16 protein-coding genes and 3 pseudogenes are annotated in these 22,290 nt (G+C 73.0%); 9 read left to right on the top strand and 10 right to left on the bottom strand.

From position 1 onward, the window contains the following. The first annotated feature begins 129 nt into the window (after positions 1-129). The 4 genes and pseudogenes from ACLF5H_RS14135 to ACLF5H_RS14120 form a co-directional block, all read left to right on the top strand. Positions 130-1,029, top strand: coding sequence for a S1 family peptidase (locus ACLF5H_RS14135; RefSeq protein WP_421676419.1), 900 nt, complete (start codon positions 130-132; stop codon positions 1,027-1,029). A gap of 370 nt (positions 1,030-1,399) precedes the next feature. Beyond that, a complete protein-coding gene (locus ACLF5H_RS14130) occupies positions 1,400-2,482 on the top strand; it encodes a S1 family peptidase (protein WP_421676418.1) in 1,083 nt (360 codons plus the stop codon). Between the two features lie 222 nt (positions 2,483-2,704). Next, positions 2,705-6,201, top strand: a pseudogene (locus ACLF5H_RS14125) (DNA polymerase III subunit alpha). Further along, a pseudogene (locus ACLF5H_RS14120) lies at positions 6,198-7,016 on the top strand (DNA polymerase Y family protein); the annotation flags it as partial. The pseudogenes ACLF5H_RS14125 and ACLF5H_RS14120, both read left to right, overlap by 4 nt. 201 nt (positions 7,017-7,217) lie before the next feature. Here the strand turns inward: ACLF5H_RS14120 and ACLF5H_RS14115 are convergent. Next, positions 7,218-7,592 (bottom strand): cupin domain-containing protein, encoded by a 375-nt coding sequence (locus tag ACLF5H_RS14115; protein ID WP_421676417.1) that lies wholly within the window; start codon positions 7,590-7,592, stop codon positions 7,218-7,220. Between the two features lie 98 nt (positions 7,593-7,690). Here ACLF5H_RS14115 and ACLF5H_RS14110 point away from each other — a divergent pair, with 98 nt between their 5' ends. From ACLF5H_RS14110 to ACLF5H_RS14100, 3 genes are all read left to right on the top strand, one after another. Further along, entirely contained in the window at positions 7,691-8,137 is a 447-nt protein-coding gene (locus ACLF5H_RS14110) for a MarR family winged helix-turn-helix transcriptional regulator (RefSeq protein WP_421676416.1), read from the top strand. A gap of 157 nt (positions 8,138-8,294) precedes the next feature. Then, positions 8,295-9,155 carry an esterase/lipase family protein gene (locus tag ACLF5H_RS14105; protein WP_421676415.1) on the top strand — a complete coding sequence of 287 codons (861 nt, stop codon included), beginning with the start codon at positions 8,295-8,297 and terminating at the stop codon, positions 9,153-9,155. Positions 9,156-9,216: 61 nt separating this feature from the next. Next, entirely contained in the window at positions 9,217-9,840 is a 624-nt protein-coding gene (locus tag ACLF5H_RS14100) for a class I SAM-dependent methyltransferase (protein ID WP_421676414.1), read from the top strand. 20 nt (positions 9,841-9,860) lie between these two features. On the opposite strand, the gene ACLF5H_RS14095 is transcribed toward ACLF5H_RS14100, so the two are convergent. After that, positions 9,861-10,361: a DUF402 domain-containing protein gene (locus ACLF5H_RS14095; RefSeq protein WP_421676413.1), complete on the bottom strand. Its 501-nt coding sequence runs from the start codon at positions 10,359-10,361 to the stop codon at positions 9,861-9,863. Continuing rightward, positions 10,342-11,271, bottom strand: a complete 930-nt coding sequence (locus tag ACLF5H_RS14090) for a GNAT family N-acetyltransferase (RefSeq protein WP_421676412.1) — start codon at positions 11,269-11,271, stop codon at positions 10,342-10,344. Before ACLF5H_RS14090 ends, ACLF5H_RS14095 begins: the two co-directional genes overlap by 20 nt. Before the next feature lie 71 nt (positions 11,272-11,342). On the opposite strand from ACLF5H_RS14090, the gene ACLF5H_RS14085 reads away from it, so the two are divergent. Beyond that, positions 11,343-11,711: a GntR family transcriptional regulator gene (locus tag ACLF5H_RS14085; RefSeq protein WP_421676411.1), complete on the top strand. Its 369-nt coding sequence runs from the start codon at positions 11,343-11,345 to the stop codon at positions 11,709-11,711. A gap of 13 nt (positions 11,712-11,724) precedes the next feature. On the opposite strand, the gene ACLF5H_RS14080 is transcribed toward ACLF5H_RS14085, so the two are convergent. Further along, positions 11,725-12,495, bottom strand: a complete 771-nt coding sequence (locus tag ACLF5H_RS14080; protein ID WP_421676410.1) for a DUF72 domain-containing protein — start codon at positions 12,493-12,495, stop codon at positions 11,725-11,727. A gap of 15 nt (positions 12,496-12,510) precedes the next feature. After that, entirely contained in the window at positions 12,511-13,605 is a 1,095-nt protein-coding gene (locus ACLF5H_RS14075) for a DUF5925 domain-containing protein (RefSeq protein ID WP_421676409.1), read from the bottom strand. 119 nt (positions 13,606-13,724) lie between these two features. On the opposite strand from ACLF5H_RS14075, the gene ACLF5H_RS14070 reads away from it, so the two are divergent. Continuing rightward, complete coding sequence (locus tag ACLF5H_RS14070) at positions 13,725-15,098, top strand: xylan 1,4-beta-xylosidase (protein ID WP_421676408.1); 1,374 nt, start codon at positions 13,725-13,727, stop codon at positions 15,096-15,098. A gap of 3 nt (positions 15,099-15,101) precedes the next feature. On the opposite strand, the pseudogene ACLF5H_RS14065 reads toward ACLF5H_RS14070, so the two are convergent. The 5 genes and pseudogenes from ACLF5H_RS14065 to ACLF5H_RS14045 all read right to left on the bottom strand — a co-directional run bounded on the left by ACLF5H_RS14065 (position 15,102) and on the right by ACLF5H_RS14045 (position 22,017). Next, positions 15,102-18,628: pseudogene (locus ACLF5H_RS14065) on the bottom strand (lipopolysaccharide biosynthesis protein). Next, positions 18,621-19,430 (bottom strand): polysaccharide deacetylase family protein, encoded by an 810-nt coding sequence (locus ACLF5H_RS14060; RefSeq protein ID WP_421676407.1) that lies wholly within the window; start codon positions 19,428-19,430, stop codon positions 18,621-18,623. Before ACLF5H_RS14060 ends, ACLF5H_RS14065 begins: the two are co-directional and overlap by 8 nt. After that, positions 19,423-20,433 carry a glycosyltransferase family 2 protein gene (locus tag ACLF5H_RS14055; RefSeq protein ID WP_421676406.1) on the bottom strand — a complete coding sequence of 337 codons (1,011 nt, stop codon included), beginning with the start codon at positions 20,431-20,433 and terminating at the stop codon, positions 19,423-19,425. Before ACLF5H_RS14055 ends, ACLF5H_RS14060 begins: the two co-directional genes overlap by 8 nt. Continuing rightward, on the bottom strand, positions 20,430-21,251 hold the full coding sequence (locus tag ACLF5H_RS14050; protein ID WP_421676405.1) for a glycosyltransferase family 2 protein: 822 nt from the start codon (positions 21,249-21,251) through the stop codon (positions 20,430-20,432). The genes ACLF5H_RS14055 and ACLF5H_RS14050 overlap by 4 nt, the downstream gene beginning before the upstream one ends. A 391-nt stretch (positions 21,252-21,642) precedes the next feature. Continuing rightward, positions 21,643-22,017: a hypothetical protein gene (locus tag ACLF5H_RS14045; protein WP_421676404.1), complete on the bottom strand. Its 375-nt coding sequence runs from the start codon at positions 22,015-22,017 to the stop codon at positions 21,643-21,645. Positions 22,018-22,290: the final 273 nt, after the last annotated feature.

Below are 22,290 nucleotides of genomic sequence, written 5' to 3'. Positions count from 1 at the left end.
CGGTCGGCCGAATACTCCCCTCAGCGCTTGTCAGGGACATGCATAACCGAACCCGGTCCTGACCCTGACTGCGCCTCACCGGGCCCCGACCCCACGCGGGCCCCCGACTCCCCTTGGAGGGAACGAAAAGTGAGGATCAAGCGCACCACTGCCCCGAGCGGCTCGGCGAGACGGACCCGGCTGATCGCCGTGGCCGCGGGTTTCCTGGCCGCAGCGGCGTTCGCCGCCCCCACGGCGAACGCCAGCGACGCCCACACCTTCAGCGCCGCACAGCTCACCCAGGCGAGCGACTCGGTGATGAAGGCGGACATCCCCGGCACCGCCTGGGCCGTCGACGCCAAGAACAACCATGTCGTCGTCACCGTCGACGACACGGTCTCGCAGGCCGAGATCGCCAAGATCAGGAAGCAGGCCGGCGCCGACGCGGGCGCGCTCACCATCAAGCACACGGCCGGCACGTTCAGCAAGCTGATCAGCGGCGGCGACGCCATCTACGGCGGCCAGTACCGGTGTTCGCTCGGCTTCAACGTGCACAGCGGCAGCACGTACTACTTCCTGACCGCCGGGCACTGCGGCCAGGTCGCCTCCACCTGGTACAGCAACTCCGGGCACACCACCACGCTGGGCACCAACGTGGGCTACAGCTTCCCGGGCAATGACTTCGCTCTGGTCAAGTACACCAACTCCTCGATCGCGCACCCGAGCGCGGTCGGCAGCCAGACCATCTCCAGCGCGGCCACCCCGAGCGTGGGCGCGACCGTCTACCGGCGCGGCTCCACCACCGGTACGCACAGCGGCAAGGTCACCGCGCTCAACGCCACCGTCAACTACGGCAGCGACGGCATCGTCTCCGGCCTGATCCAGACCACGGTCTGCGCCGAGGGCGGCGACAGCGGCGGCCCGCTGTACAACGGGTCCGTCGCCTACGGGCTGACCTCCGGCGGCAGCGGCGACTGCACCTCCGGCGGTACGACCTTCTTCCAGCCGGTCACCGAGGCGCTGAGCTACTACGGCGTCACGCTCCCCTGACCGAACCTGCCTTCGGTCCCGGCCCCGGCTTCGGCCCGGCCGATGTGAGCCCCCGCACATATGCGCCTGTGCGGGGGCTTCTTCATGTCCGGCTTGTGAAGGAAGGGCGACGGCGGCGAAGGAAACAAGCCATGCGTCGCCGTCACGTTCCGATGAGGGCCACTCGCCCGTCGTGTTTGCGCCCCGAAATTTCCTCGGTGGTGACGGTGGGTCAACTGTGAACGGGAGTGCGAGGGCCGATCCTCGGTGCGTCCGGAACTCGGCCTTGTGGGTTCCCTGTGGGTTTCGGAAGAGTGGGCGCCCGTCAACCCGCCTTCCGGTCGTCGGATCCCCACAATCCGGCGGTCGTCCCCCCACAGGAGGACATGAGTTGAAGCACCGACGCATACCCAGGCGCCGGCTCGTGATGGCCGGCGCGGGTGTCGCCGCGCTGGCCGCCGCGGGTGTCACCTTGCAGAATGCGAACGCCAGTGAGCCCGCGAAGTCCGCTGTCCAGGCCCGGCCGCTGTCCGCTCCGGCGGCCGCGACACTGGCCTCCGACCTGACCGCGCACCTCGGTTCGGACGCGGCGGGCAGCTACTACGACGCCAAGGCCAGGAGCCTTGTCGTGAACGTGCTCGACAAGACCGCCGCGAAGGCGGTCGAGGCCAAGGGCGCCAAGGCCAGAATCGTCACCCGCACCCTCGCCCAACTCGACGGCGCCCGTACGACGCTGAAGAAGGACGCGACCATCCCGGGCACGTCCTGGTCCATCGACCCGGTGTCGAACAAGGTCGTCGTCACGGCCGACAAGTCCGTCACCGGCGCCCGGTGGGACAAGCTGAGCAAGGTGGTCGACGGGCTCGGCGGCACGGCCGAACTCAAGCGGTTCCAGGGCGAGTACAAGCCCTTCATCGCCGGTGGCGACGCCATCAACGGCTCCGGCGGCCGCTGCTCGCTCGGCTTCAACGTGGTCAAGGACGGACAGCCGTACTTCCTGACCGCCGGGCACTGCACCGCGGACATCTCCAGCTGGTCGGACGCCGACGGCCAGGAGATCGGGCAGAACGCGGAGTCCCACTTCCCGGGCACCGACTTCGGCCTGGTCAAGTACACCTCGGAGGTCGCCCACCCGAGCGAGGTCGACCTCTACGACGGCTCGACCCAGAAGATCACCGGCGCCGCCGAGGCCACGGTCGGCATGAAGGTCACGCGCAGCGGGTCCACCACCCATGTGCACGACGGCACGGTCACCGGTCTGAACGCCACCGTGAACTATCAGGAGGGCTCGGTCAGCGGGCTGATCCAGACCGACGTCTGCGCCGAGCCCGGCGACAGCGGTGGCTCGCTGTTCTCCGGTGACAAGGCGATCGGCCTGACCTCCGGCGGCAGCGGCGACTGCACCTCCGGCGGGGAGACCTTCTTCCAGCCGGTCACCGCCGCCCTCTCCGCCACGGGCACCACCATCGGCTGACCGGAGCGCCGCACGACGTCCCGTCCCGGATCCTCGGGGCGGGACCTCGTTTTTTTGGCCACCGCTCGCTCTCTCTCGCCCCCGGGTGAAGAATCACTCATCTGTTCGAACAGGCTCGCCGACCAGCGTCGACGAGGCTAGAGTATGTGAAGTATTCGAACGAGCGTACGATGAATGTATCGGGCGTATGGCTGAAAAGGGGTGGAGTGAGGGAGGTGCGGCATGGCGGGCTTCGCCCATCTGCATGTCGCGTCCGGCTACTCCGCCCGCTACGGCGCCGCGCACCCGGAACAGCTGGTGCGCCGCGCGGCCGAGCGGGGCATGACGGCGCTCGCGCTGACCGACCGGGACACCGTCACCGGCGCTGTTCGATTCGCACAGGCGTGTGCGAAGGAGGGGATACGGCCGCTCTTCGGCGTCGACCTCGCGGTGCAGGCCCTCGCCCCGCCGCCGCCCGCCTTGCGCCGCCGCACCCCGGCGCGCGGCGGCGCCCATGTGGTCGAGCCGCCGCTGCGGGTCGTCCTGCTCGCCCGGAACCGGGAGGGCTGCCGCCGCTGCGGGTCGTCCTGCTCGCCCGGAACCGGGAGGGCTGGGCGCGGCTGTGCCGTATCACCTTGGCCGCCCACGCGGACGCGCTCGGCGGCCGGGCGCCCGTGGTGCCGTGGTCGGCGCTGCGGGAGCACGGCGGCCCCGGGCTGCTGGCCCTGCTCGGCCCCCTCTCGGAGCCGGCGCGGGCGCTGTCGGTGGGCCGGGAGGATGTCGCGGTACGGCTGCTGGCGCCCTGGCAGGAGGTCTTCGGGCGGGAGGTCCGGCTGGAAGCCGTCGCGCAGAAACGTTCCGGCACAGGTCCGGGCTCCCTTCGCCTCGCCGCCCGCACCCTGGCGCTGGCCGACCGCACCGGTACGACCGCCGTCCTCACCAACGCCGTCCGCTACGCCGACCCCGCCCAGCACCGCCTCGCCGATGTCCTGGACGCCGCCCGGCTGCTGCGGCCGATCGACCGGCGCCGCCTGGACAGCGGGCAGCGCTGGCTCAAGGACGAGCGGGCGATGACGGTCCTCGCACGCATGATCGCCGAGTGCGCCGGAGCCGATGAGCGCCGGGCCCGCCGGCTGCTCGCGGACACCGCCGCCACGGCCGCCGAGTGCGCCCTCGACCCCCGCGCCGACCTGGGCCTGGGCACCCCACACTTCCCCGAGCCCGCGCTCTTCGGCGCCGACCCCGGGGCGGACGGCGCCGCCCGGCTGCTGCGCCGGCGCTGCGCGGAGGGCCTGGCCCGCCGGGGCCTCGACCGCGACCCGGTGGCGCTCGCCCGCCTCGACGAGGAACTCGCCGTGATCTCCCGGCTGGGCTACGACTCGTACTTCCTCGCCGTCGGCCAGGTCGTCGCCGACATCCGGGCCAAGGGCATCCGGGTCGCGGCCCGCGGCTCGGGCGCCGGTTCGCTGGTCTGCCACGCGTTGGGCATCGCCACCGCCAACCCGCTCGAACACCGGCTGCTGTTCGAACGGTTCCTCAGTGCCCGCCGGGTCTCGCTGCCCGACATCGACATCGATGTGGAGTCCGCGCGGCGCCTGGAGTGCTACGACACGATCTTCGAGCGGTTCGGCAAGGAGCGGGTCGCGGTCACCGCGATGCCCGAGACCTACCGGGCGCGCCGGGCGCTGCGTGACACCGGCCTCGCCCTCGGCATCGCGCCCGCGGAGGTCGACCGGATCGCCAAGAGCTTCCCGCATCTGCGCGCCTCGGACATCACCGGCGCCCTCGCGGAACTGCCCGAGCTGCGTCAACTGGCGGCCGAGGCAGGCCGGTTCGGGCCCCTGTGGGAGCTGGCCGAGGGGCTCGACTCGCTGGTCCACGGCATGGCCATGCACCCCTGCGGCGTGGTCATCAGCGACGCGACCCTGCTGGACCGGCTGCCGGTGCAGCCCACCCCGCAGGGCGACTACCCGATGGCCATGGCCGCGAAGGAGGAGATCGAGGCGCTCGGCAACATCAAACTCGACGTCCTGGGCGTGCGGATGCAGTCCGCGATGGCCCACGCCGTCGCGGAGCTCGAACGGACCACCGGCGACCGTGTCGACCTGGACGACCCCGAACAGGTGCCGCTGGACGACGTGTTCGCGTTCAAGCTCCTCCAGGAGAGCCAGACCCTCGGCCTGTTCCAGCTGGAGTCGCCCGGCCAGCAGGACCTGCTGTCCCGGCTCCAGCCGCGCAACCAGCAGGACGTCATCGCCGACATCAGCCTCTTCCGCCCGGGGCCGGTCGCGGGCGGCATGCCCGAGCGGTACATCGCCGCCCGCCACGGCGGCACACCGCGCTACGCCCACCCCGACCTGGAGCCGGTGCTCGCCGACACCTACGGCGTGACCATCTGGCACGAGCAGGTCATCGAGACGCTGGTGGTGCTGACCGGCTGCGACCGGGCCTTCGCGGAGATCACCCGGCGGGCGCTCGGCGACAAGGAGCGGCTGCCCGAGATCAGGGACTGGTTCCAGGGGCGGGCCCGTGCGCGCGGCTACGGCACGGCGGTACGGGAGGAGGTCTGGCGGACGATCGAGGCCTTCGGGGCGTACGGCTTCTGCCGGGCGCACGCGGTCGCCTTCGCCGTACCGGCCCTGCAGAGCGCCTGGCTCAAGGCGCACCATCCGGCCTTCCTGCTGGCCGGACTGCTCGAACACGACCCCGGGATGTGGCCCAAGCGGGTACTGGTCGCCGACGCGCGCCGGCGCGGGGTGCCGGTGCTGCCCGTCGACGTCAACCGGTCCGCGACCCGGCACACCGTGGAGAAGACCGACGGGGACCGGTGGGGGGTGCGCCTCGCGCTGTCCGCCGTGCACGGCATCGGCGAGCAGGAGTGCGCGCGGATCGAGGCGGGGCAGCCCTACGGATCGCTGTCCGACTTCTGGCAGCGGGCCCGGCCCAGCCGCCCGGTCGCCGAACGCCTCGCGGAGATCGGCGCGTTGGGCGCCCTGCACGACGGCCGGCTCACCCGGCGCGATCTGCTGCTCCAGCTCGCCGAACTGCACCGGGCCGCCCGCAACCGGTCCGCGGGCACCGGCCAACTGCCCCTGATCGCGGGGGCCGTCGACGGGTCCGAGCCGAGCGGGCTGCCGGAGATGACCGGACGCGAGGCGCTCGGCGCCGAGTTGAACACCCTCGGCATCGACGTCTCCAAGCACCTGATGGAGCACCACCACCGGCTGCTGCGGGAGATCGGCGCGACCGACGCGACCCATCTGGCCGGGCTGCGCGCCGGGCGACAGGTCCTCGTCGCGGGTGTACGAGCCTCCACCCAGACCCCGCCGATCGCCAGCGGCAAGCGGATCATCTTCGTCACCCTGGAGGACGGCTCCGGCCTGGTCGACCTGGCCTTCTTCGAGGACTCCCACCCGGCCTGCGCCTACACCGTCTTCCACAGCGGGCTGCTGCTGGTGCGCGGCACGGTGCAGGTGCGCGGCACCCGGCGTACCGTCGTCGGCTCGATGGCCTGGGACCTGGACGAGATCGCCGCGGCCCGCCGGGACAACGGTCCCGAGGCCGCGCTCGCCCTGCTCGGCCGGAGCCGCCCGCATCCGACGCCCGCCCAGCCGCGGCGCACCCTGGCCAATGGCACCACCGGCGCCCGGCTGCACCCGTACGCCGATCTGCTGCCCGCGGGCAGCAGATCGGCCGACCTGAAGAAGTTCGGCTACACCAGTCCGGGGAGCGCGGGATGAGCATCCGTCAGCGGCACATCGCCCAGCTGTATCTGCATGGCTCGCTGACCGAGGAGCAGTACGGTCATGTAATCGAACTGGTGTCTGGTATCACGCCCCATGTGCAGGAGATGCCCCCCGACGCCGTGCAGCTGGATCTGACCTCGGCGCTCCGGTACTTCGGCCTGTCCCCCTATGACATGGTCCAGATGACGATGATGCGGCTGAAGGCCCTCTACGGCATCGACGGCAGCGCGGGGCTCGCGGGCAACCGGATGCTCGCGGCGATGGCGGCCGAGGTGTCCGCGCCGGGGGAGACCACCTGGGTGCCCGCCGAGCGGGCCGCCGAGTGGCTGCGCCCCCGGCCGGTCACCGCGCTGCCGGGGATCGGCCGCGGTACGGCGGCGACGCTCGGCCGGTACGGACTGCACCACATCGGCCAGCTCGCCGACCTCTCCCCGGCCACCCTGCAACGCCTGCTCGGCGCGGGCGCCGCCCGGCTGCTGGCCGAACGCGCCCGCGGCCACGACCCCCGCCCGGTCCTGCCCCGGGAGGCGGCGGACCGGCTGACCGCCGACCTCGTGCTGGACCGGGACTGCCTCGACCCGGCGGAGCGGCACCGGTCCGTCCTCGGGCTCGCCGACCGGGTCGGCCAACTCCTGCGCGGAGAGCGGCGGGTGGCGGGCCGGGTCACCCTCACCGTGCGCTACGCCGACCGCAGCTCCAGCACCCGGGCGCGCACCCTGCCGGAGGCCACCGACCACTCGCCCGCCCTCGCCGCGGCGGCCCTCGGCCTGCTGTCCGCCCTCGGTCTGCAACGGGCCCGGGTGCGCGCCTTCACGCTCCGCGCCGACCGGCTCCGCCCGGCCGCCGACGCCTTCCACCAGCTCTCCCTGGACCCCGCCGACACCCGCGCCCGCGCCGCCGAGGCCGCCGCCGCGAGGCCGCCGCCGACCGCGCCCGCAGGCGCTTCGGACCGGACGCGGTGCGGCCCGCGGCGACGGCGCGTCCGGGCCGTGACTCCCGGGGCGGCGGGGTCAGTTGGCCCATGGCGGGGTGAGCAGGCTGCCGTCCGCCAGCTCGGCCGTGAGCCCGACGGAGGTGGTGACCCAGGAGATCGCCGTGTGCTCGGTCGGGTTCTCCAGGCCCAGGGTGGACCCGGCGTTGACGATCACCGTGTCGCCCGCGCGCACCCGCTCGGTGCGGCCGTCGAGGGTGATCAGCAGTTCGCCGACGAGCAGATGGAAGATCTCCTCGCGGCTGACGGTGTGCGCCGGGGCCCGGGTGCCGGCCGGGATCTCCCCGCGCCAGGCGCACAGTTCCGCGCTGCCGGTGAGCGGGGCGGCGTACGAGATGAAGCGGGCGCCGTGGATCTCGTGGGTCACGGCGTCGGACGAGCGGACGACGGGCATGGCTGGGCTCTCCGTTCGGAACAAGAACAAGTGGTCAAGCAGCTTGACTATATGGTCAGGCTGCTTGACCGATGCGTCAAGGGTGTTTCAATGCCCCCGTGCAGAACTCCGAAGCCATGGCCCTGTCCGCCGCCCTGCTCGCCGCGGCGGGCGATCTCACCCAGCGCATCCATGAGGGGGTCGTGGCGCGCGGCTTCGCCGATCTGCGGCCCGCGCACGGATTCGCCTTCGCGCGGCTCGCGCCGGACGGCGCCACCGTCACCGAACTGGCCGCGCACCTCGGGGTGACCAAGCAGGCGGCGAGCCAACTGGTGGACGAGGTGGTGCGCAGGGGGTACGCCGAGCGCCGGTCGCACCCCGGGGACGCGCGGGCGCGGCTGATCGTGCTGACCGAGCGCGGACGGGCCTGCACCCGGGCCGCGGAGGCGGCGGCGGCCGAGGTGGTCGGCGGCTGGTGCGAACTGCTGGGCGAGGCGGAAGTGCGGGCGCTGTGCGGGAGTCTGGCGACGATCGCGCCCTATGGCCCGGTGCGGCCCGTGTGGTGACGGTACGTCAGGCGGATGGTTGAGGCGGGAAGTTTTACTTGCGCGTAACTTCCCCCGGAGGCTACCCGCCCGTAACTTGACGAATGAACAGCATCCTCGTGATCCGGATCACAGGGCCAGTCCGCCGTTCCCCCTTGAGCCGCAAGGAGATCACCCGATGCTGCCCTGGAAGCGAGTGCTCAGACCCCTCACCGCGCTGCTGCTGTCCGCCGCCGCGATCGCCCTGCCCGCCACGGCCGCGCACGCCGACACCGCCACCCACAGCGGCTGGAACGACTACTCCTGCAAACCGTCCGCCGCGCACCCCCGCCCCGTCGTCCTGGTCCACGGCACCCTCGGCAACTCGGTCGACAACTGGCTCGGCCTCGCCCCCTATCTGGAGGCCCGCGGATACTGCGTCTTCTCCCTGGACTACGGCCAACTCCCCGGCGTCCCCGTCTTCTTCGGGCTCGGACCCATCGACCAGTCGGCCGCGCAGCTCGCCTCCTTCGTGGACCAGGTGCGCTCGGCCACCGGCGCCGCCAAGGTCGACCTGGTCGGGCACTCCCAGGGCGGCATGATGCCCCGCTACTACCTGAAGTTCCTCGGCGGCGCCGCCAAGGTCAACGCGCTCGTCGGCATCGCCCCCGACAACCACGGCGCCACCATCAGCGGCCTGACCAATCTGCTGCCGTACTTCCCCGGCGCCACCGGCCTGATCAAGGCCACCACCCCCGGCCTCGCCGACCAGATACCCGGCTCCGCCTTCCTCACCAAGCTCAACGCGGGCGGCGACACCGTGCCCGGGGTGCGCTACACGGTCATCGCGACCCGGTACGACGAGGTGGCCACCCCCTGGCGCAGCCAGTACCTCAGCGGCTCCGACGTGCACAATGTCCTGCTCCAGGACCTGTGCCCGCTGGACCTCTCCGAGCATGTGCTGGCCGGTCTGAGCGACCGCATCGTCTTCCACGAGGTCGCCAACTCCCTCGACCCGGCGCACGCCAGTACCACCACCTGCGCCTCCGCCCTCAGCTGACGGCCGGGCGCGGGGCCGTCCGTCGGGCCACGCTGTCAGTGGCGCGTGCCACTCTGCGGTCATGACCGATGAGCGTGAGCACAGCGATACGACCACCGCCGGGCCGCCGGACTGGGACGCGCGGGCCGCCGGCTTCGACGAGGAGCCGGACCACGGCCTGCGCGATCCCGCCGTGCGGGCCGCCTGGGCGGCCGGACTCCGTTCCTGGCTGCCCGCGCACCCCGCCGATGTGCTCGACCTCGGCTGCGGCACCGGCAGCCTGTCGTTGCTCGCCGTCGAGCAGGGGCACCGGGTGACGGCCGTCGATCTGTCCCCGGCCATGACCGAGCGGGCCCGCGCCAAGCTCGCCGGGCACCCGGCCGAGGTGCTGTGCGGACCGGCCGAGACCCCGCCGGTGGGGGAGCGCCGCTTCGACGTGGTCCTCGTACGCCATGTGCTGTGGATGCTGCCCGATCAGGCCCGGGTGCTGCGGCACTGGCGGGGCCTGCTGCGCCCCGGCGGCCGGTTCGTGCTGGTCGAGGGCGTCTGGGGCGAGTCGCACCCGGTCGGCATACCCGCAGACCGGCTCACCGCGCTGCTGGCGCCGCTGACGGCGGAAGTGCGCGTGGAGCGGCTGTCCGGTGACGCCGTGCTGTGGGGGAAGGAGGTGACGGACGAGCGGTACGCGGTGGTGGCGGGCGTCTGAGCGCGGCCCGGCCGGGCGGCTCAGACCAGCAGCGCGCCCAAACCGTCCGCGCGGGCGAGCCGCTCCAGCTCGTCGAGGGCGGCCACGGCGGCCGCGGCCGCCCCCGGATCCCGCTCGGCCAGCCCGCTCGCGGCGAACTCGTCCTCGTCCAGCCGTCGTACGTCCCCGCCGTCGGCCGAGCACCACAGGTCCAGGTCGAGATCCTCCACCACCAGTTCCGCGCCGGTGCGGACCGCGGGCCGGGTGATGTCGCAGTACCAGCCCTTGACCCGGCCGTCCGCGGCGCGCACCTCCTTCACCGCGTACCACCGGTCGCGCCAGTAGTACTCGGTGAACACATCGCCCGGCTCGAAGCGCACGAACCCGAAGTCACGGGTGCCGTCGCCCGCCCAGGGCGCCCGGACCACGACCCGGGTGCCGTCGTCCCCGAGCAGTCCGGCCGGGTAACGGATCTTCGTACGGCCGCCCTTGACCAGGCTGACGGTCAGATCGGCCGTCGGCTCAGCCGAGTTCGCGGACATGGCGGACCTCCGTCGCACAGATCTCGTAACCGAGCCACTTGTTGATCGCGATCATCGGATCATTGCCCGCGTCATTGCCCGTGAACGCGTCGGTGACACCGGCGGCGCGGGCCCGGTGCAGGGAGTGCAGCTTGGCGAGCTTGGCCAGACCGCGGCCGCGGTGGGCGCGGGCGGTGCCGGTCATCGCGCTGGAGTACCGGCCGTCGGCGTCGGTGCAGGCGACGGTGAAGGCGACCGGGCGGCCGTCTACACACGCGGCCATGGTCAGCTCGCGGTTCAGCAGCGGGTGGTTCCAGGTGCTGGTCAGCCAGTCGTCGTAGCCCCGGGACTCCAGGTCGAGGTCGCCCGGCTCGTCCTGGAGGGTCTCCGCGTCCAGCTCGAACAGCGGGCGCGGGTCGTCGGCGAACTCGGTGGCCGCGCGCAGCTCGACGCCCGGCGGGGTGGCCGGGAGCGGCGGCAGTGAGCCGCCGGCCAGGTCCAGCCGGAGGAAGTGGGCGGACCGGCCGGACCGATAGCCGTGCCGCTCGGCGAAGGCGCGGTTGGCCGGTTCGTCCAGGATCCAGCTGAACACCTTGGTCGCGTCCAGCGAGGCGAGGTACTCCTCGGCCGTGCGCAGCAGCAGCGTGCCCGCGCCCCGGCCCGCCCGGTCCGGCCGGACGTAGATGTTCAGCAGGCCCTGGCCCGGCTCGGTGCTGTCGTACGCCAGCAGGACCTGGGCGGTGCCGACGATCTCGCCGTCCTCCTCCGCGACGAGCGGGCGGTAGCGGGCGTCGGGGTGCGTGTGCAGCGTGTTGTGCCGGACCGATTCCGAGGTGAACAGGATGTACGGCAGGGCGAGTCGGCGCACCCGGGCGAAGCCCTCGGTGTCGGCCGGTACGCCGGGGCGCACATCGCGGACGATCAATGTCATGGGGAGGGACCGTACGGGGAGTTGTCCGGGGGGTGCCTCTCATTTTCGCGCGCGTGCGTCAGAATCGGGCTGTGAGCCTGAAGATCCGCATCGATGACAGCGCGCCCCCCTACGAGCAGGTGCGGGCGCAGATTTCCGAGCAGGCGCGGTCCGGGGTGCTGCCCGTGGGGTACCGGCTGCCGACCGTGCGGGGGCTGGCCGAGTCCCTGGGGCTCGCGGTGAACACGGTGGCCAAGGCGTACCGGGCGCTGGAGGGCGACGGGGTGATCGAGACCCGGGGGCGCCTCGGCACGTATGTGGCCGCCGCCGGATCGGCCGCGGAGCGCGAGGCGTCCATGGCCGCGCAGGCGTACGCCGACCGGGCCCGGCGGCTGGGACTGGGGGAGGCGGAGGCGCTGTCCGCAGTGCGGGACGCCCTGCGGGCGGCTTACGGGGGGTAGGCGCGGGGGCGCGTCAGCGCCGTTCCGCCGGTTCCGGGAACCTGGTCACCGTCAGGCCCGCCCTCCTCGCCGTCCTCCCGAAGGCCACCGCGTCCGCCACCGCCGCGCCGCCCGGGTCGTTGTTGAAGTAGGCGTGGACGCTCTCGTCGTCGGGGAAGGCCGTGGCGATGCGGTCCACCCAGGTCTCCAGGGCGCGCCGGCCGTAGTGCGGCCAGGGGTGGGCGCGGCCCTGGTGGAAGCGGGCATAGCCCCAGTCGGTGGTGCGCCACAGCGGGGTGACCGGGCGGGACAGGACGTCGGCCCAGCACAGGGCCGCGCCGCGGGAGACGAGGACCTCGCGCACCTCGGGCGTCCACCAGGAGTCGTGCCGGGGCTCCACCGCGACCCGCGTACCGGCCGGGAAGCAGGCCAGACAGGCGTCCAGCAGGGCCGGGTCGGCGCGCAGCGTGGGCGGGAGCTGGAGCAGCACCGGTCCGAGCCGGTCGCGCAGGCCCGCCGCGTGGGCCATCAGCCGGTGCACCGGTTCGGCGGGGTCCCTCAGCCGCTTGATATGGGTCAGATAGCGGCTGGCCTTGACCGCGACCACGAAATCCGGTGGCACCCGGGAGCGCCAGGCGGCGAAATTCTCGTACGACGGCAGCCGGTAGAACGCGTTGTTGATCTCCACCGTGGCGAACAGCCGGGTGTACTCCTCCAGCCACAGCCGTGCCGGGACCCCGGCCGGATAGACGCGGTCCCGCCAGTCCTTGTACTGCCACCCGGAGGTGCCGACCGACAAGGTCACGTCTTCATGAAAGCACTACAGGTACAGCCCCGCGTCCGCGCCGTTGCGCGCCCCCGGTACCGAGGTCGGTGTGGTGCCCCGGCGCAGCGCGTACAGCTCGGCCAGGGTGGCGCCCTCGCGGCCGACGCCCTCCTGGGTGCCGAGCCAGTGCACCGACTCCTCGTGGGTGAGCGGGCCCACCTCGATGCGGGCCAGGCAGCGGCCGGGGCGGACCACGGCGGGGTGCAGGCGCTCCAGGTCCTCGTTCGTGGTGACGCCCACCAGGACATTGCGGCCCTGGCCGAGCAGCCCGTCGGTGAGGTTCAGCAGCCGGGACAGCGCCTGGCCCGCGGTGTGCCGGGCCTCGCCGCGGATCAGCTCGTCGCAGTCCTCCAGGAGCAGCAGCCGCCAGCGGCCCTTGCCCGCGCCGTCCTCCTCGCCGATCGCGATGTCCATCAGATAGCCGACGTCGGAGAAGAGCCGCTCGGGATCGAGGACGCAGTCCACCTGGCACCAGTCCCGCCAGGAACGGGCCAGGGTGCGCAGCGCCGAGGTCTTGCCGGTGCCCGGCGGGCCGTGCAGCAGCAGAAGGCGGCCCGCGATGTCCTCCGGTGTGGTCTTCATCAGCCGGTCCATCGCCTCGGCGACCGGCGCGGTGTAGTTGGCGCGCACCTCCGACCAGGTGCCGGCCGAGATCTGCCGGGTGGTGCGGTGCGGGCCGCGGCGCGGGGACACGTACCAGAACCCCATCGTCACGTTCTCCGGCTGGGGTTCGGGCTCGTCGGCCGCGCCGTCCGTCGCCCGGTCGAGGATCTCCTGGGCCAGTTCGGCGCTGGTCGCGGTCACGGTGACATCCGCGCCCCGGCTCCAGCGGGAGACCAGCAGGGTCCAGCCGTCGCCCTCGGCGAGGGTGGCGCTGCGATCGTCGTCCCGGGCGACCCGGAGCACCCGGGCGCCCTCGGGCAGCAGGGTCGCGCCGGAGCGCACGCGGTCGATGTTCACCGCGTGCGAGTACGGCTGCTCGCCCGTCGCGAAACGGCCGAGGAACAGCGCGTCGACGACGTCGGACGGCGAGTCGGAATCGTCGACGTGGAGCCGGATCGGCAGAGCGTCGTGCGGGTTCGCAGGCATGCCGCCATGATCCGCCACCGATGCCCTCCGTGCACGACATTTCCACCGCTTGTCCCGGGTGTCCCGGGGTTGTTCCAGGTCTGCCCAAGCCCCGGACCGCGCCGATACTGTTGCCCCTGATGGCACGTCATGGGTGGGTACCGGTTGGCCGGCGATGGCGGCTCGGCGCCCTGCTCGGGGGGATCGCGGCGGCGCTCGCCCTGCTGGTTGGCCTGCTCGGCGGACTGCCCGGCGGGCCGCCCGGCACCCCGGCCGCGCCGCGCGGCACCGCGAAGCCGTACGTCGGCTGGGGTTTCACCCACACCCAGTTCAGCGCCGACGAGGGCGCGCCCGCCGCCACCGCCCGGGTGCGGGCGCTCCTCAGGGCGAGCGGCGGGGTGGCGCAGGACCAGGCGATCATGGGCTGGGGCGCGGACAACCCCGAACCGTCCCCGGGGCACTACGACTTCGCCGCCCTGGACCACCGGATCGCCTTCGTCCGCGCCTCCGGCGGCACCCCGGTGATCACCCTGTGCTGCGCCCCCGACTGGATGAAGGGCGGCAAGTCCGGGGCAGGCAAAACCGATTGGAGCCGGTCGGCCCTGGAGACCGCGCCCGCCCCCGCCCACTACCAGGACTTCGCCGACCTCGCCGCGACCGTGGCCCGGCGCTATCCGGACGTGACGCACTTCGTCGTCTGGAACGAGTTCAAGGGCTTCTGGGACGAGGCCGCGGGCCGCTGGGACTACGAGGGGTACACCGACCTGTACAACCGCGTGTACCGCGCGCTGAAGAGGACCGGCGCGGACATCATGGTCGGCGGACCCTACCTGCCGATGGACAGCGTCGCCCCGACCGACTCCCACGCCTCCCGTCAGGTGCGGGGCGCGTGGGGCGCGATGGACCAGCGGGTGCTCGACGCCTTCTCCTACTGGAACGCGCACAAGACGGGCGCCGACTTCACCGTCGTCGACGGCGCCAGCTATCCCAACGGCGGCAGCCCGCGGCCCGACGAGTTCACCGCCACGGAGAAACTGACCGCCGTCAGCGCCTGGGTACGGCGGCAGACCCATGACCTTCCCCTGTGGTGGGCCGAGTACTACGTGGAGCCCGGCGACGGCGACGCCGGCTGGTCCGAGCCGCACCGGGGCGCCGTCCAGGCCACCGGCATGATCGCCCTGGCCAGGGGCGGCACCGACGCGGCCTTCTACTGGAATCCCGAGAAGCGCACCGGCCCCGGCTGCCCCGGCTGCCTGTGGACCCCGACCGACCGCGCCGACGGCGGGCGGCCGCTGCCCATGTACGGCCTGCTGTCCCGGTTCGCCGCCGCCTTCCCGCCGGGCACCCGCCTCCGCACGGTCCCCGTCGAGACGGCCGCCGCGCCCGACCTGCGCGTCCTCGCGAGCGACCGCACCGTCCTCGTCGTCAACACCCGCGACCGCGCGATCGGCGCGCGGGTGGACGGCGACCGGCTCACCCTGCGGCCGTACGAGGTGAAGTGGCTCGACCGCTGACCCTCACTTCAGGGTCAGGAACCGCTGCACCAGCACCGCGAGCACCACCGCCAGCAGCGGCAGGGAGAACCAGAAACCCCCCTGGAGCAACCGCACGTGGCGCGCCCCCGGCCGCACCGCCACCCGCACCACCTCACGCGCCGCCAGCAGCAGCGTCAGGACGACGGCGGCCAGTGCCCCGACCACCGACCAGGGCGTCCAGGTCACCCGGGGCCCGACCGGACCGGGGCGCGGCTCGGGGACGGCGCCCGGGGGCCGCGCGCGCAGGGCGTACACCGTGACATCGTCGTTGACCAGGACCTTCGTCAGCTCCGGCCGGGTGTCCAGGCTCCGGGTGAGCCGGGGCCCCCAGGCCGCCGGATAGCCCGAGTCCAGCCGCAGATACGTCACCTGGCTCTCGTTCACCAGGAGATACGACTGCGGCCCCGCGTCCTTGAGCGCCTCGACCAGCCCGGACACCCGGGCCGGATCGGTCGGCGCGAGCGTCGGGACGTAGTCGACCCGCTCCATGTCCTTCGCGCCCCACGGCAGCGACGGCGTCACATCGTTCACCGTGTCATCGCTCAGCCACAACAGCCGTACGGTCGGCCGGTCGTGGGCGTACACCCAGTTCATCGCCGCGACCTCGCCGGGCCGGGTGCGCTCGAAGGGCTCGTTGCCCCACCGGGCCACCAGGAAGCCGCCCATCAGCAGCAGCCCGGCGAGCAGCGCGGCACCGAGGGCGAGGACCGGCCGCCGCGATCCCGTGGGACGGGGGAACAGGGCGAGAGCACCGAGCAGGGCCGCGCCCGGCACCGCGAACATGAAGACCCGCAGCGCCATCTCACCGCCGTACGACTGCATGCCGAAGCCCAGGAACGGCACGAGGGTGAGGACCGGCAGGGACCGTTCGCGGTACCGGTGCAGGCGCCGGCGCCACCAGCCCCCGCAGGCCAGGGCCAGTACGGCGGCGGCCAGCAGCACCCGGGTGTACAGGACCAGCTTGTGGGTCGGATCGCCGCCCTGGATACGGCCGGAGACGGAGGTGGAGACATTGCCGCCGATCCCGCCGATCCCGCCGAAGAGGTCGTCGAAGTGCCCGGACCAGTACGGCTCCGCCATGAAGCCGAGCCAGACGGCGACGAGCACCGCGCACAGCAGGGGCAGTCCGCGCAGCTCGCAGCGGCGCAGCAGGACGAGGGCCGCGAGGACGCCCAGCATCACGAACGGGGTCAGCTGGTGCGCGGGCACGGTCGCGGCGTACAGGCCCAGCAACAGCAGCAGGAGAACGGTCCGCCCGCGCCGGTCGAGCGGCGGGGGTTCCGCCTCGCCCGGGCGCAGCCGTGCCGTCAGGGCCCGGGGCGGGCGGAACCAGACCAGCAGGACCGCCGTGAAGAGCAGATACAGCAGGAAGGTGAAGCCCTGCGGGGAGAAGTAGTCCTGGCCGACCCAGCCGCACAGCACGAACAGCCAGACGCCCGTCCACTTCGCCCGCCAGTCCGCGCGCACCGACCGGACCAGCAGCAGCATCGGTGCCAGATAGGCGAGTTGGATCGCCGTCGGCCACCAGCGGATGACCTCCGTGAAGTCGGTGACCCCGCAGGCCCGGCCGGCGAACGCGGCCACCGCGAAGAAACCGGGCCAGCTCCAGCGGGCGTCCAGGTCCGGGACGGCCGACCCGGTGCGGTCGATGTAGTCGAGGAAGCCCAGGTGCTGCCAGGCCGTCGCGAACCGCGGCTCGGTCTCGATCACGGCCGGCAGCGCGTGCAGCGACACGACCGTGACGACGAGCGTCACCAGCAACAGGGCCCGGTGCTCCCGGCGTTGCCACAGCAGCCCGGCGAACACCACGACCAGCAGCGCCGCGCCGAGAAGCGTGGGCCACGGCAGCACCGAGACCAGACCCAGGCCGCCCATCCGGTCCAGATCACCCTCCCCGAGCCGCAGGGCGGGGAGCCAGTAGAGGAGGAGGGCGGTGACCAGGAGCGCGCAGATCGGGAGCGTGGAGCGCGGATGGCGGGCGGGGGGAGCGGGGTCCGGCGTGGGCTCCGGCTCCGTGGGGGGTACGGCCTCCTCGGCGGCCCGTTGCCGTGCCCACGCCGGCACCCGGCGCCGTCGTACCGGCTCCTCCTCCCGCAGCCCCAGATCCGCCAGATCCCCGTCCGGCGCCACCGCGTCCGGCACGCCCCCCGCCCCCCGCGCGGACCCGGGTACCGGCGCCCCCGCCCGCACCGTCCGCCACAGTCGCGGCGCGGCGATCGAGACGATCACGGCCAGGCTGGAGATCTCGGCGACCCCCGCGCCGGTGAGCCCCATCCGGGGCAGGAGCAGCAGGGTGAGCCCGAGCACCAGGACGCACAACAAACCCTGGAGCCAGGCGAGTCCGGCGGTGCGGCTCTGGGCGCGCAGGACGGCGAAGTGGGTCTCCATGACGACCCGGAGCAGGGTGCCGACGGCGAACAGGCGCAGCAGCCCGGTCGCCGCGTCCGCGTAGCCCGCGCCGAAGACACCGAGGATCCAGGGCGCGCCGAGGAACAGCGCGGCGCTGATCGGCAGCATGATCCGGGCCATCCGCCACAGCGCCGCGCGGGCGTTGGCGGCCAGCCGCTCCGGGTCGTGCGAGCCCTCCACGGTGAGGGAGGCGCCCATGTTGACGGCGAGCAGATTGCAGGTGCCGCCGATGGTGGTGGTGATGTAGAAGTACGCGTTCTCCGCGGAGCTGACCTGCGCGGCGATGATCACCGGCACCAGGTAGACCACGGCGAGCGAGAACAGGGAGCCGGTGTAGTCCCCGGCCAGGAACCGCCCGACCTCCCGCGCGGCCGGGGGCCCGGCCCGCCCGGCGGTCGCCGCGACATGCCGGGGCACCAGGCGCCGGAACACCAGCCAGCCCAGCGGCACCACGGAGGTGGCGATCGCGGCCACCCAGGACACGAAGACACCGGTGGCCGGTACGGCGACGGCGAACGCGGCGAGCAGCACCAGCTTCACCGCCGAGAACACCGTGTTGCCCACCGGCACCCAGGGCGCGCTGCGCAGCCCGGTCAGCACCCCGTCCTGGAGGGTGAGCAGGTTCCAGGCGACCACGGCCGCCACGAAGCCGAGGCCGGGGAGCGGGCCGTGCAGTAAGCGGTACGACGGGCCCCAGGCGTCCAGCGTGCCCAGGAAGACCCCGGCGGCCAGCGCCACGACCAGTGAACTGCCCGCGTACGTACGGAAGATGAAGCGGCCGGTGCGCTTCCCGGACACCGGGATGAACCGGGCCAGCGCGCCGGTCAGGGTCACCGCGGTGAGCCCGGCGAGCAGCTTCATCGCGGCGATGGCGGCCGAGCCCCGGCCGACCGCGGCATCGGAGTAGTAGTGCGCCGCGGCCAGCCAGAAACCGAGGCCGAGGACGGCGGAGATCCCGGTGTTGAGCATCAGCGCGTACGCGTTGCGCAGCAGCGGACCCCCGCCCGGGGCGCGGGCGGCGCCGGGCGCCCGCGCCGCCTCCGGCCCGCGCCGGGCGCCCGCGCCGCCTCCGGCCCGGGCGCGGTGGTCGTGTCAGTCACGGGCCCGACCGGCCTTCCGGAGCGCCGGGCCGATCCGCCGCGCCCCGCGCACGAGCGCGTACCCCCGGGTGAGGGCCCGGTCCCCGGCGAACGTACGGCCGATGCCCTGGCCCCGCAGCAGCCGCGTGAACTCCTCGGCGTCCGTACCGCGGCGCACCGTGACCCGGCGCAGCGCGTACGGCCCCTGGGCGCGGCGGGCGAGCCCGTTGCCGACGGCGAGCGCCTGCGCGTACCCGGCCGCGCGCACCGCCCGGCGCACCCGGCGGCTGGAGTAGCCGTACGGATACGCGAACGACCGCGGCCGCGCCCCGAGTTCAGCGGCGAGGATCTCCGTGCACCGGCCCAGCTCCCCGGCCAGCGCCGCCTCGTCCAGCTGGTCCAGCTGCGGATGGGTGTGGCTGTGCCCGCCGATCTCCACGCCGCAGGCGGCGAGCCGCCGTACCTGGTGCCAGTCGAGCATGGTGTCGAGGCCGCCCCCGGTGTCGTACGCGCCCCGCAGCCAGCCGGTGGAGACGAACAGGGTGGCCGGGAAGCCGTGCCGGGCGAGCAGCGGCAGGGCGTGCCGGTGCACGCCCTCGTAGCCGTCGTCGAAGGTGATCAGCACCGGGCGCGCGGGCAGCGCCCGGCCGTCGCGCCAGTGCGCCGCCAGCTCGGCGGTGGTGACGGGTGTGCTGCCGAACTCCGCGATGAGGGACATCTGTTCGGCGAACGCGTCCGGTGCGACGGACAGGGTCCGGGTGGCGGCGCTGGGCGCGGTGGCGACGGAGTGGTACATGAGGACGGGCACGGGGCGGTCACTCATGCGGGCCCCTGTCGGCTCGCCGGTCCCCGGTCCGGTCGCCGGTCCCCGCGAAGGCGTACGACCCCCGGCGCGCCCGCAGGCTCCCCACCGCGAACCCTCCCGCGGCCGTGAGCACCCCGGCGACGATGGCGCCCGCGCGGCCCGCCCCGCCCGGTCGGCCGAGCAGGGCGTCGCGCAGTCCCCGGGCGACTCCGGCGGGCAACACCCGGGTGGTGTAACGGCGTTCGGACTCCAGCCCCTTGTCCGCGCCGACGCTGCGGGCCACCAGGGCCTTGGACAGGCCCTCGGCGTAGGCGCGGGTGCGGAAGTAGGCGAAGTTCTCCCGGATCCGCGGTACCCGGTGGTGGATCACCGCGCGGTCGTCGATGAGCAGCACACCGTCGGGGCGGGCGCGGGTGAGGCGGATGCACAGCTCCGTCTCCTCGCAGCCGAGCGGGCGCCGGCCGCCGTCGCGTCCGATGCCGGTGGCGAAGCCGCCCGCCGCCTCGAAGGCCGTACGCCGGAACGAGGCGTTGCCGCCCAGGACATTGCGCACCCGCACCCGGCCCGGCGGCAGGCCCCGGTAGGTGCAGCCCACCACCCAGTCGAACTCCTCCGGGAACCAGCGGGGCCGCCGCCCTGACGCCCACACCGGCTCGGTGCGCCCGCCGACCGCCAGCACCCGGGGATCGGCGTACGCCTCGGCGAAGCGGCGCAGCCAGTCCCGTTCGGCCACGGCGTCGTCGTCCAGGAAGGCGATCACCTCGCCGCGGGAGGCGGCGATGCCGGTGTTGCGGCCCGAGGACAGGCCGCGCGGGCCGGAGTTGGGCAGCACCCGGACGCCCTCGGCCGTCCGGTACGCGTGCTCCAGCCGTGCGCCGAGGGCCGGGTTGTGGTCCACGACCAGGAGGGTCTCCAGGGCCGGGTACGACTGCGCCCGCACCGAGGAGACCGCCGCGAGGACGTCCTCCCAGCGGTCCTCGGTGTAGGCGCAGATCACGACGGAGATGCCGGGATCGCTCAAGACGCCTCTCCCCGCCGGGCCTTGAGCAGCGGGGAGTGCCGCACCCGGCGGCGCAGGGCCCGCCGGTTGGAGCGCTCGCGCAGGATCACCCGCAGCACCCGCAGCCCGTCGCGCACCGCCCGCAGATTGCTGGTGCCGTGGATGCGCAGATACTCGTGGCTCGGGATCTCCTGCACTCTCAGGCCCGCCTTGACCACTCTGATGTTCATCAGCGTCTCGACCTCGAAGCCGGTGCAGTCGAGGTCGATCTTGTCGAGGCAGTGCCGCCAGAACGCGTTGTAGCCGTAGCACAGATCGGTGTAGCGGGCGCCGAACTTGCGGTTGACGACGGTGCACAGCGCCCAGTTGCCGAGCTTGCGGACGAAGGTCATGTCGTCGGTGCCGCCGCCGTTGGCGAAGCGGGAGCCCTTGGCGAAGTCGGCGCCGGAGACCAGCGCGGAGACATAGCTGACGATCTCGCCGCCGTCCGCCGAGCCGTCCGCGTCGACCATCACGATGATGTCGCCGGTGCACGCCTCGAACCCGGTGATCAGGGCGTCCCCCTTGCCCCGGCCGCGCTGTGGGACGACCTTCAGGCGCGGCCACAGGGACCGTGCCACCTCGACGGTGTCATCGGTGGAGTTGCCGTCCACGAGGACGACCTCGTGGATCCAGCCGGGAAGGCTCTTGAAGACGTAGGGCAGGTTCCTCGCCTCGTTCATGGCGGGGATCACGACGCTCACCGGTGGAGTGATCGCCAGGTGCGAGGAGATGGGCCGGTAGTGCGTGACGAGCAGCGGTTCGCGGCCCGGACTCGGCGGGCGCAGCGCTGAACTCATGGTTGGTTCCCTCTCGTCCGGTGGGCCGCCCACCCCCGGGCGGCCCGGCTCAGGGTCCGGTTCGAAAGGGGGGTTCTCCTCCGGGGCACGGCGAGCGGAACTCCGTGCCCGTGGACGAGCTTGGCGAAGCTGTCCGGGCCGCCGGACGGGTATGGCGGCCGGTCGCGCGGCCCGGCCCGGTCACCGCTCGCGGTCACCGGGCACGGCACCCCCCTACCGCGCTGCACGGCGGACCCACCAGGGCGCCCGGCCCTCCCCAGGGACCGCGCACCGGCGAACCGCCGCGGTTGAGCTGTATGACGGTATTGACGGTTGAGCCCGAAAGGCAAGACCTGGAAGGTGCCTCACCTTTCCCATGATTGGCCCGTTGCGTAACGGTGGCTCACCTTGCTCAGTCTTGTGTGCTTTTACCGGCAATTCGATCCCGGAGAAGCGTGAGGAGCAGCAGGGCCGGACTCAGTACGGCGACGGCGGCCACCCCGCCCCGGACGGACCACTGGTGCACCGCGAGCATCACCTGGGCCACCAGCATGTCGACGACCACCGCGCCCGCGAGTGCGCACAGGGCCCGGCCGAACGGGTCGAGGCCGCGCAGGGCCGCGGCGAGCGCGGTGGCCGGCGCGAGCAACAAAAGGAGCAGCGCGCACGGGCCGCGCAGCGCGGAGTTCGAACCGGTGAGGGCGAGCAGCGCGCCGGCCGTCGAGACGGCCGCGGCGGCGCCCGCGAACAACGGCGACAGTTCCCTGTTGATCCGTAAGGTGCGCATTGACGACTTTGCCCCCCGGAGCGCCGGATGCCGGGCTTTAATGTCGCGCAGGCCCGAGGGGGGCGTCAAGGGTGGCCGTCCCCCGGAAAACCCACGGGAGCAGGTGTCTGAGGCGTGGTCAACACAGTTGACATGTACGCGCAATACATAAGCAGTAAATCTTTGAAGACGGTCTTATTGAGAGTCAAAAATTCTTGACATGAACACTTCCGCTCAACGCGCGTAGTTGCTACTTAAGTTGCCGCAGACTTCCTGCTCACCTGGGAGAAACAC

The organism is Streptomyces sp. LaBMicrA B280, from assembly GCF_049222185.1.
In the GTDB taxonomy this organism is placed as follows: Bacteria; Actinomycetota; Actinomycetes; order Streptomycetales; family Streptomycetaceae; genus Streptomyces; species Streptomyces murinus.
This window is presented reverse-complemented; position numbering and strand designations above follow the sequence as displayed.